General features: G+C 47.5%; 7 protein-coding genes. All 7 read right to left on the reverse strand.

Annotation, left to right across the window (positions count from 1 at the left end; translation table 11 throughout):
- Positions 1-107: 107 nt before the first annotated feature.
- The 7 genes from D568_RS0103720 to D568_RS0103750 all read right to left on the reverse strand — a co-directional run bounded on the left by D568_RS0103720 (position 108) and on the right by D568_RS0103750 (position 10,493).
- Positions 108-1,211, reverse strand: a complete 1,104-nt coding sequence (locus D568_RS0103720) for an HNH endonuclease (RefSeq protein WP_020208229.1) — start codon at positions 1,209-1,211, stop codon at positions 108-110.
- Complete coding sequence (locus D568_RS0103725; RefSeq protein WP_020208230.1) at positions 1,211-3,040, reverse strand: restriction system-associated AAA family ATPase; 1,830 nt, start codon at positions 3,038-3,040, stop codon at positions 1,211-1,213. The genes D568_RS0103720 and D568_RS0103725 overlap by 1 nt, the downstream gene beginning before the upstream one ends.
- Positions 3,037-4,626 (reverse strand): restriction endonuclease subunit S, encoded by a 1,590-nt coding sequence (locus D568_RS0103730; RefSeq protein ID WP_020208231.1) that lies wholly within the window; start codon positions 4,624-4,626, stop codon positions 3,037-3,039. The genes D568_RS0103725 and D568_RS0103730 overlap by 4 nt, the downstream gene beginning before the upstream one ends.
- Entirely contained in the window at positions 4,623-6,281 is a 1,659-nt protein-coding gene (locus tag D568_RS0103735; RefSeq protein WP_020208232.1) for a type I restriction-modification system subunit M, read from the reverse strand. Before D568_RS0103735 ends, D568_RS0103730 begins: the two co-directional genes overlap by 4 nt.
- A 12-nt stretch (positions 6,282-6,293) precedes the next feature.
- Positions 6,294-9,092 carry a type I restriction endonuclease subunit R gene (locus D568_RS0103740; RefSeq protein WP_020208233.1) on the reverse strand — a complete coding sequence of 933 codons (2,799 nt, stop codon included), beginning with the start codon at positions 9,090-9,092 and terminating at the stop codon, positions 6,294-6,296.
- 3 nt (positions 9,093-9,095) lie between these two features.
- Entirely contained in the window at positions 9,096-9,296 is a 201-nt protein-coding gene (locus D568_RS0103745; RefSeq protein WP_020208234.1) for a helix-turn-helix domain-containing protein, read from the reverse strand.
- A gap of 282 nt (positions 9,297-9,578) precedes the next feature.
- Positions 9,579-10,493 (reverse strand): restriction endonuclease, encoded by a 915-nt coding sequence (locus D568_RS0103750; RefSeq protein WP_020208235.1) that lies wholly within the window; start codon positions 10,491-10,493, stop codon positions 9,579-9,581.
- Positions 10,494-10,865 lie beyond the last annotated feature (372 nt).

Genomic DNA, 10,865 nt, shown 5'->3' on the forward strand with positions numbered 1-10,865 from the left:
GGGTGGGAGCACTGGGGGGCTTTCAAAGAGAGGGTAAGGGGGCTGACAAAACACGTCAAAAGTTTCATGTGGCCCCATTAAATTTAAGTTTTATCTGCTTCTGTTGATCACTTTTCAGGCAGTTCTGGTGATTGAGGGAGTGAATCAAACAGGCCCGTGGCCTGGCAGGCATCGAGGAAAGGCTTTTTGAGAAAGTTGCACTCCGCTAAAGGTTTTGCATCAGTTTGCCTTGCTAAAGTGCGTATAAATTGGGCAGGGTCACGGCCATCTTCTTTCCATTCGTCCAGCACTTGTGTCAGCCAGTACTTACCGTCGTTTTCACCGCAGAGTTTGGCTTTGTAGCGTTCTTCGATTCCATAGACATCTTTCCAGGTTTCAATTTGTTCGTTTACTGCGGCTGGGCCGAATGCCAGGTCGATATCATCGGAAGAAAGTTTAGCGATGTTAGAATGGAGCAACCCGACCTTAAGTTCTATGGTCTGCGAGGCAAGCGCATAAGGATAAAATGCTTTGCGTCTTACTGTGTCCTTTAGCACAGGGTCTTTGACATTTTTATAGGTGCTATTGCACTCATGGCATGCTGGTGCGAGGTTGCGCAAATTGATTGAGTTAAACGGATAAAGAGCTTTTGGTAGGTAGTGATCATAAGCTTCCCTGTACTGATGATCTTCTCCTTTCATATCTGTGATACCGCAGAATGGACATTTACCGGTGGTGTTGCCAGCTAAAAAAGCGCTTTTATAGTGGTCATCAATATCCCCAATCTTGTTTTTTAGAGCTGCTAATTTGAGCAATGATTGCGAGTATAGTCCTTTAAAAAATATAGCAAGTTGTTCTACAAGATCGTTGTGATGCTCAGCAATGTCTGTGTAACGCGCCAATTGAATGCTTGGGTCATTATTGCAGGCTCTTTCTATGTCATTGTTGGCTTTATACCATTGTTTGAACTGGTTTATCTCTACGGGTGTTAATGGCTCGAAGAGCGTATAGATATCTTTAATTTCTTTATAAAACTGTCTACCCCGCTCTGGTGCATTTTGTCCATAGCCGAATGATGACAGTACTTCTTTCAAACCCGGCTGGTCATCGAACAGTGCGAGTGTAAATTCAAGCCCTATAGGTGCCTTGCACCATACGTTATGAAAAATAAAATCAACAAAATCTTGCATCTTTTCCATTTGATGCGGCACGTAGGTGTAGGCAAACAGCATTATGGACTTACCTCTTCACTGTTTTCTTCGCTGTCATCATCTTTATTGGCAAGAATAGCTTTAATCAGCAGTAGCTTTTCAACCGAGTCACCCAGTTGCTGATGAATCTCATTAATTAGCGTTTCACCGTCTTCGTCACCCTGATAAAACCGATTGCGCAAATCATCTAAAAGACCTTGTGCATAAGCCCCGATAGTTTCGCGTTTTCCGAAAGTGTTCATGGTGATTTTGTTAATCGAAGCGCCCAGCGTGTTGTATTTGGGGTGAGCGATACTGACTTTGCGGGTATCCTGATCTTTTTTGAATATCAGCACCTTGTCCGGTTTACTATCGGAAATCAAAAACGGGGTATGAGTGGTGATCAACATTTCCTGGCTGTGGTCGCCATTTTTCGGGAAGCATTGGCGCAGGCGGCTGATGAAGTTGGCGCGCCAGTCGGGGTTAAAATGAGCTTCGGGTTCGTCGAGTAAGAATAGGCTGTTTGTATTGCGGAACAGCAGGCACAGTCCAAGGCTATGCAAGAGTTGATGCTCGCCATCAGATAACTCTTTAAGCATTAAAGGCTCGTCGCAACCCGTCTTGTTAAAACGTACAAACTTAAAACGCATAATGCGCTGATCCGATGCCAGAGTCGGAACAGTTTCGCTCACATAATGGCTATTACTTTGGTACAGGTCTGCCTTGAGTTGGTCGCTGACGGTGTATAAATTTAGAGTCAGTAATACCTGAAAGGCTTGGAATAACGATAGCGGATCGTTGCTGAAGTTTTCTTTAAAAGCTTGTTGAGTGGTTTCATTTACCCAGTAATCTAAAATCAAGCTATCACTAGCATCATCTTCATAACTTAGTGTTGCACAACGTTTCAACCGCTCTAATATGGGATCCGCCTTGTCGTTTGAATCTTCTGTTTTTTCGAAGTTGTATAAAAGATTTAGATAATAACGCTCCCTTTGCTCTTCATCGTCATAGTAAGAGTAAAGTGCATTATTACGCTGAGTAACAGCGTCTACTGATTTTTCATCTTCGAGAGCAAAGGTTTCAAACTGTTCGGTTGTTAATTCGATCCGACGACGCAGAATAATACGAAACTCTTTAAGTTTCTCAATCCCAACATTCTTATGAAACGGTTCCAGAGTTACTTCATCATGAAATAGTAGATTACAAAGCAATAAGGCCTGACTATAACTACTATCCAGGTAAGCCATGCGAGTTTCCGGGTAGCCTGAGTAAGGCAATTGTTTGCTTAGGGCATTCCAGTATTCATCAAACTGGATGAAACGCATTTTAAAAAATGGCAGGCTTAAAATTTCGTTCTCGCCGGAGGAGTAGCCCAGCACATAATCCGGCAGCAACTCGCGGAAGTAAGTTCTGCCCAAGGTTAGCTCAGTGGGTTGTTTGGAACCCTCATCATTCAGTAGCCACCACTTGGGCGCTTCGCCGGGTATCTTGTTAATGCATACCTGCGCCATGCTATTGAAGCCCTTCACCTTGAAAGCATCAATGGGTTTAATCAGGTATTCAAGCTCAAACCCGTCGGGTATAGATTTGCTCCCCTGAAAGCCTTCTGGGTTTTGTTCTTCATCGTAGGCAAAGCTATCGGGCAGGTTTGCCAGATAGAGGCATTCCATGTGGTAAAAGATCGCACCCAACACCTCCAGTAGGTTGGATTTACCACTGCCATTAGGGCCTGCGCAAACAAAAGGCGCAAAGCCATTGTTCTTGGCGAGTTCTTCTTGTAAAGAGCGAAATCTACAAAAGTGATGCTCAAAACCGCAGGGCAAGCTGCGAAAACCATTTGGGTCAGTGATTTTCAAGCGTAGCAGTTTCATGCAAGCTTACCCACAGTTAACCGAAGGCGATTAACTGTTTTATCAAGGAGTTGAGTCAACTTGCCCGTTTTTAATGACTCGAATACCCAATTTTTAACAATCTCGTAATCGCTAGCGCCCAGCTCAAAATCGTTATCCGGGTGAAGTTCGGCAATGCGAGTTTGTGCGGCAGCTAAAAAGGTATCGGTAGAAAATTCCGCTGTACCGATTTGTTGGCGATAACTTTCTAACCACGCGCATAGCAAACGCTCTAGTTGCGAATGATCAGTCATTGCGTCTAACAGATAGCCGGTATCGGGAAGATTTATGGCAACATTTTCAGTTTCGGGTATTTCTACTTGTTTCAACGGACTAGCTTCTTCGGCGTTAACCTGAGTATTCGGCAAAGGCACACGTGATAAATCCAGCTCGCCTTTAAAGGCTTGCTGGCTGAGCGAACCGTAAAGAGATTCGAGATCAACAAGACTTTGCTGATAGCGGGACTTAAGGGCTTCGACTTTCTCGACGATGGTGGCAAATTGGTTTTGGAGTTTGATTGGTGGAACAGGCAATTGAGCTGTTTTAAGATTTGCTTTGGAAATATTAGGCATTGAACCTGCTGCGCCAGCTGCAAATGCTTGTATTGCTTTACGTTGAGAGTCATTCGTTAGTAACTTCCAAACGTAAATCGGGTTAATCTCAGCTTCTTCTTTAAATACAAACCGAAAAATCAAATCTGGCATTAATAACCGGGGGGGAGTTTCGTATACATAAGCGCAAGCTGCTACAAGTTCATATGTGTTTTTTCTGCTGAATAATAGATCACCAGCCTTCACCTCATGTTTTGCTGTAGGCTCGGTTTCCGGTGGAAGTGCTTTGTTCTCACTGGAATCAAAGACGCAACGAGTCACCGCCCCCAGCTTTAAAATCCCCCATTCATCACCAGTAGCGGGTCTGGCTTCGCACTTTGGACTCTTCCCACTTTCAATATCCGACAATAAGTCACTAAATGGCTTTTTCTCCCACCTCTTTTCATTTTGAACCGGATCACCAAATATCTCCAAAAACACGCTTTTGAGCAGGTCGTTGAGTTGTTGCAGGTGTTGTTTGCGCTGGGCAATCAGCCCTTCTACTTTGCCGAGCAGATTAGCAATGCGGATTTGATCGTTTATGGGAGCAAAAGGGAATTTAATGTTTTCTAAACCCTTATATTTTAATGAGTCTCTTACAGCCCCTTCAGTGTTTGCCCTGATTTGTGCGTTGCCCCAATCACTTTTTAGGTAGCGTAGCAAATAGTCTGCATGAATTGCCTCGCTACACTCGAAGACAATATATAAAGGACTAACTAAAACTGAGGATGAATAACGAAGATAGTCTACTGAACCAACATTGATCCTCGACGGGTTGTATGCGAATTGATTTGGTTTAACGACTTTGTAGTTAGAGACATCTTTGCTAAATACTTCCTTGCTGAAGTATTCAGTTGATCGTGTAAAACCTTCTGAGTTTGTTACTGAAAATACCTCGACATCAGCGCTAGATCGGTTTCTGCTGCTTATCTGATTAACGTGTTTTCCAAGCTCTTCTAGTGGGTAACGGCTTTTCATCCGATATTCCCCTTCAGCGCTAACAACTCACGTACAATGCCGCTATTCACATTCGCCAAATCCGCCTCATCCACATCACCCACTTCCGCCTGAATCAGCCGATCTAAAATCACGCTCGGCGCATCGTAATGCACCTCCTCAAACACATCTTCTTTGTAGCGGCTTAGCGACAGGTCGTAACCTCCAGCTTCTATCTCGCTGCGCGGCACGATAAAATATTTGGCGGTGCGGTCAGTGTCTTCTGCGGCATCGCGGGCATGGTATTTTATAATGATGTCTTGCAGGTCGCCGCAGCCTTCTTGTTTGCTGCGTTTGTCATCCAGTGAATAACCATCGGCGGCCATTTCATAAAACCAGACGTTTTCAGTGGCAGATTGGGTGACTTTGTCTTTTGGCCCCCAGACCTTGGTAAACAGTAAAATCGCAGTGCTGACACCGGCATAGGGTTTAAACACGCCACTGGGCAGGGTGATCACGGCTTTTAAATCGCAATGCTCGACCAAAATTTTACGCAAATCTTTAAAGGCTTTTCCGCCACCAAACAGCACGCCCTGCGGCACAATCACCCCGGCAGTGCCGCCTTTTTTTAGCAAACGATAGATATTCTCGACAAACAGTAATTCGGATTTGGTAGTAGAGAGTTGCAAGTTTTCGTTGATGTCGCCTTTATCGATGCTGCCGGTAAAGGGCGGGTTAGCCATGATGATGTCGTATTCGGCTTCCTGAGTGTAACTTTTACTGAGCGTATCTTTGTAGTCGATATTGGGTTCGTCGATGCCGTGCATCATTAGGTTCATTAAACCCAGGCGCACCATAGTGCTGTCGATGTCGTAACCCCACAGTGAAGCACTTAAAATAGCTTGGGCTTTTTCGCTAAGCGCGGCGGCGACTGAGGTGCGCACAAAACCATCTTCATCTGGTGTTAATTTGTTCGCACCCTCTTTTATTGCAAGCTGCGTAACAATGTATTGATAGGCTCCGAGCAAAAAGCCGCCCGAGCCACATGCCGGGTCGGCAATTTTGTGGCCTAGTTGTGGCTGCACTAAATCGGCCAGCAGTTTGATGATATGGCGCGGGGTACGGAACTGGCCGTTTTTACCGGCGGTGGCAATTTCGGATAGCAGCATTTCATAAACATCGCCCTGGATATCCTGAAAGGCTTGGCCGTTTTCCTCTGAGTCTTTTTCCATCACCGCGAAGATTTCGTCGATGGTTTTGACCGCTTCCACCAAAAGCGCAGGTTTGGGGATAATAAACACCGCGTTTTTCATATGGTGAGTAAAGTTGCTTTCGCCGCCGTTTAAGTCTTTTAAAAATGGGAACACTTTGCCTTGCACATGCTGCAGCATCTCTTCGGCCTGCATGCGTTTGAATTCGCTCCAGCGCAGGGTGCTCTTGGCGATGGCGTATTGTTCGGGTTTTTCCTGGTTACGGTATTCCGGCGGAATCCACTGGCCTTCGAATTTGGAGGTGTAGGCTTCTTCTGTCCACTCGGCATCGGCTTGGCGTTTTAAATCCAGCTCATCTAGGCGCTTCATGAATAGCAAGTAGGTGATCTGCTCAATAGCCGTCAGCGGATTGCTGATGCCGCCGCTCCAGAATTTATTCCACAGCTGGTCGATTTTGCTTTTGAGTTCGGGGTTGTTCTGTAACATGAGTTTACCTATTTAAGCGGCCAGCGTTTGTGCTAGCTGCAGAATTTCGTTGATTTCGGTGGGGCTGAATACACCGCGAATACCCTGCGGGTGGATTACTGTAAAGGGAGCGTTGATTAAATCTTTTTTCTCGACCTTTTCGCGTTCGATAATGAAGTTTTTCAGAAGGTTTAAAAATTCCAATTGGCGACTGTTGAGCGTGGTATGAGCACGAATAAACTGATCAAACGCCGCGCTCACTTCATCGGGGAAGCTTTTTAACACTTCGATGCCCAGAATATGGCGAATAAACTGAATAAAACGCGCCTTGCGGTTTTTATACACCTGGCGCAGCAGGTTTTCGGTAATGTGCGGGTGTTCTTCGTGTAGCAGTTCGGCCAGCTGTTCTGCCTCATCACTGTTGATTGGTTCGCCGTTTTTGAGCTTTTTCAGTATTGGGTTATGGTCGGTAAGTTCAGTGATCAGGCTTTCGACCATTTCACGGTAACGGGTGACGCTCACGGCTTCGTTTTGCGGGCCAAATTCAACCCATTCTTTTTTGTGCAGTTCGTCTGCTAAATCGAGGTGGGTTTGCTCTTGCCCGTTATCTTGCTCGCGGAATTTCATCAGCGGGCCGAGTTTGGCGATCATCGCATCAAAGCGATCTTCGTCGGCTTCACTCCAGTACAATGGTGTTTGCGCGGCGCGGATCAGTTCCTCTTCTAGCTTTACAAACGGCACCGATAGCGGCAGCTCGCTGATTTTCTCGACGATGCCTTCTTTAATAGTTTCGGCTTGTTCTTTTTCTTCCCTTATCACTGCCAGCGAGTATTCCAGCACATCGCGCTCAAAACGCATGGCTTTGAAATCAGCTTCGGAGACGGTGCGGAACAAGGGTTTGATGTGGGTACGCAGAAATTCAAGCTTATCGTGGTTGAGCGTGAGCCAGAAGTTGTCATCGCCCAGTCGGGCAAGTTGCGCGGTGGCTTCTTTGATGACCACAGAATTTTGCGGCAAGGTGGCAATTTGGTTGCGTAGCTTTACCACTTCACGCGCTGCGGTATCGGCATTGCCAGTGTCATTGGCGGCTTCAATTTTATCCAGCCGCAATCCAACTAGCTTAACGGGTATCGGTAACTGGGGTTTGAGTTCTTTGCCTTTGGGGTTGAGCTTGAAGTACTCGAAGTTATCCCAGCAGTCGAGAATCAAAAACGCGTCTTTTTCTAAACACCAGGGCTTGGGTTTACTGGCTTCGAGCAAACGGGTACCACGGCCCACCATCTGCCAGAATTTGGTGTAGGAATATACGGGTTTGGCAAATACAAGGTTGACGATTTCACGCACGTCGATACCGGTATCGAGCATATCCACACTGATGGCTATGCGCGGCATGTCGTTATTGGTGAACTGGTCAAGCAGCCCGCCTTTGCCGTAAACACGCGGATCATCTGATACCAGCACCTTGGCTAACTCGCCGTGGTATTGCGGGTAGAGTTTATCGAAGATTTCTTCAATACGGCGGGCGTGAGCTTTGGTGGCACAGAAGAAGATGGTTTTGCCGGGTAACACGCCATTACCGTCTTTAATGGCTTCTTCCATAAATTCGCGAACGATCAAGGCGTTGGTACCTTTGTTGATCACCTGCTTTTCCAATTGCGTGCCTTCGAAGTTGATGTCTTCGATTTCTTTGCCTTGCAGGATCAGCTTTTTCTGGTCTTCAAGTGAGATGGTCCGTTTGCTGATGCCTTCCATCTGGAATTTGGTCTGAATTTTCATCACCTGAAAATTGCAGAGGTAGGGCGGCACGTTATTAACGGCTTCTTCGTAGGTGTAAGCAAAGGTGGGGATGCCATCTTCGCAGTGGAATAATTCAAAGGTGTTGTGGTCGATAATGTCGGTCGGTGTGGCCGTTAAACCCATAGTGATGGTTTTAAAATAATCGAGTACTTCACCAAACGTGTTGTAAATGGAGCGGTGGCTTTCATCGACCACGATAAAATCGAAAAAGTGTGGCGAGAGATGTTGTGACTCATCGCGGATGATATTGAGCATGGTCGGGTAGGTGGCGACATACACGCGCCGGTCTTTGGCGATTAACTTTTCGCCCACATTGGGCCAGCGCGGTTCGTTGGGCATGTGCTCTTTGAAGGCGGAGAGGGCTTGTTCGCGCAGCGCGATGCGATCTACCAGAAACAACACTTTTTCCGCGTGGCCGGCTCGCATCAACGCATCGGTAAGGGCGATACAGGTGCGGGTTTTGCCGGTACCTGTTGCCATTACCAGCAGGAAGTCTCGCTTCTTTTGTTCGATGCCTTCGAGTACGGAACGAATGGCGCGGATTTGGTAATCACGCCCGGCAATGGATGTATTGATAAATTCTTGCGTGAGTGGCTTACGATTGCGGCGAATGTACGCGAAGCGTGCTAAATCATCCCGCGTAGGAAAGCCTACCACTTTGCGCGGCGGGGCATTCTCTAAATCCCAAAAGTAAAGTTCGTGCCCGTTGGTGTAAAAGCAGAATGGCAGCTCACCACCCAACTGCTTTTGAATGTTGTAGCAATACTGCTTGGCTTGCTCGCGACCGATAGCAGCATCTTTCGCAGTTTTCTTGGCTTCGACTACAGCCAATGGTTTTCCATCTTTCCCTAGCAGTACATAGTCACTGAATTGGTGGCCTTCATACTTGGTGCGCGGCTCGGCTACACCTTCGGGCAAGGCAGTTACAATGTCGAACTCTTCCACGACTTGGGTTGGGTCTTTGATGTTCCAACCTGACAGAGCAAGTTGCTGGTCAATGAGTTCTGACCGGGTTTGTGCTTCGGTTTTGCTCATTCGCTATTGCACTCCTTGCAGACTATCTTCATCCGCCCCACCGGCGCGCACCCACTTATCGACCTCAGACAGCTGAAACTTCCACAGCCGGCCGATTTTATGGGCGGGCAGGTTTTTGCGTTCGCGCCAGCGGTAGACTGTATCTTTGGCGATACCCAAGTGTTGGGCAACGTCGAGGGCGGTGACCCAGGGTTCGGTGGTCATGGTTTTGGCACTCGGCTAAAAGGCTAGAGTCGTTTATAGTCGTTAAAAGTCTACCCCATCACAGTTCTGGTGGCCACGCCAAATTGGTGGATATTGCTCAGGGCTAATCGGGGACACCTTTGCGAATAGCTCGATGCCATCAACATATGAAACCGGCGCCTTGCGCTGGCGACGAATTATTTTAAGTTCGAGGCGAAGTTAAAATAACGGTTGTGCTTATTTTAAGTTCAGGTTGTGGCGAGTCTGGTTAAATATTGGCCTCATTCTTCCCTTACTAGCCCTCTATTCATCACTAAAATAATCAGTATCCAAGGCTTTAATCTCATAGATCTCTTTAACTGAAACCCCCAGGTTATGCTTAATCATTAGGGCGGCGAGTTTGGGGCCGTCTATCAGTATGATCTTTTTCTGGATCATCCCTACGTACTCCAAAGCGCCACGGCTGAATTTGGAGGTGGTAATAAAAACGCCCTTGTGGGCGCGTTGCATATCCAGCGCGCCTGAAAAGGCCTGAATGGCCTCGCGGCCAACGGTGTTTTCCGCGTAGCGTTTGGCTTGTAGGTAGATGGTTTCCAGGCCTAAAGGGTCTTCGTTTATAAGGCCATCAATGCCGCCATCGGCGGTGTATTGTGTGGCTTGCCCGGAGTCTTTACTCCAACCGCCGTAACCCATGGCTTGCATCAGCTCCACCACTAGCTTTTCTAAAAACTCAGGGGGTTGCTGAATCACCATGGTGAGCACTTCCTCGACAAGCTCTTGCCGGATTTCACTGTAGGCTTCTTCCAGCCGCTCTGTGGGGTCTGTTTCTTCGTTATCGCTGTTATCTTGAGCGGCGGGTGACTTACTGGCTTTGGGCTTGGCGCTATGAAACTCCACAAATTCGGGGAACTGCTTGAGAAAGCGCACATCAATCCGCTCGGGCTCTTGTGCAAGGGCCGCCTGTCCTCGGTCGGTGATTTGTAGCTGGCTGCGCCCAGGGGCTGTTAATAGCCCGGCTTTGCCTAAATAGGTTCTGGCCCAGGCAACGCGGTTGCGAACAACTGTTTGCTTGCCAGAGGGTAGTTTCTCGGCACGTTCTTCATCCGTAAGCTCAAAGTGCAAACAGACCTGTTCGAACGCATCATTGAAACGGTGTACCTGCCCGTCCTGCACCGCCGCCAGTAGTGGGCGCATACAGCTCTGAAAATCTGGAATCATGTGGCTTCCCTAACTTATCTGTGTTTTTCCATCATCTGGTTGGTAATGATTATCCGGAATAGGGATGGGGATGCCAACCCCCAGATTTCTCGATCTGAGGGTTGTTTATTGGTGGAGGCGGGGGGGAGAGTGTACTTGGGGGCCGTCCCTGGCCCCAACCCTTCGGGCGCATTCGCGGTACAAAATGCTCCCGGCATTTTGTGAACCCCACTACGGGGGACACTCTCTACTCACCCCACAAACAAAAAAGGCCACCCAGTTGGGTGACCTTGTTTGTTTGGTGGAGGCGGGGGGAGTTGAACCCGCGTCTGCGCCAGCTATAGCAAGGGGCTGGGCGTCGATGTTGTCTTAATGCTGTCACTTTGACCGAAA

The sequence above is a fragment of the Gilvimarinus chinensis DSM 19667 genome (genome assembly GCF_000377745.1).
Lineage (GTDB): Bacteria > Pseudomonadota > Gammaproteobacteria > Pseudomonadales > Cellvibrionaceae > Gilvimarinus > Gilvimarinus chinensis.

Excerpts from the sequence above, each read along its gene's own strand:
- D568_RS0103720 (WP_020208229.1), bottom strand. The coding sequence starts at position 1,211 with ATGCTGTTTGCCTACACCTACGTGCCGCATCAAATGGAAAAGATGCAA.
- D568_RS0103725 (WP_020208230.1), bottom strand. The coding sequence starts at position 3,040 with ATGAAACTGCTACGCTTGAAAATCACTGACCCAAATGGTTTTCGCAGC.
- D568_RS0103730 (WP_020208231.1), bottom strand. The coding sequence starts at position 4,626 with ATGAAAAGCCGTTACCCACTAGAAGAGCTTGGAAAACACGTTAATCAG.
- D568_RS0103735 (WP_020208232.1), bottom strand. The coding sequence starts at position 6,281 with ATGTTACAGAACAACCCCGAACTCAAAAGCAAAATCGACCAGCTGTGG.
- D568_RS0103740 (WP_020208233.1), bottom strand. The coding sequence starts at position 9,092 with ATGAGCAAAACCGAAGCACAAACCCGGTCAGAACTCATTGACCAGCAA.
- D568_RS0103745 (WP_020208234.1), bottom strand. The coding sequence starts at position 9,296 with ATGACCACCGAACCCTGGGTCACCGCCCTCGACGTTGCCCAACACTTG.
- D568_RS0103750 (WP_020208235.1), bottom strand. The coding sequence starts at position 10,493 with ATGATTCCAGATTTTCAGAGCTGTATGCGCCCACTACTGGCGGCGGTG.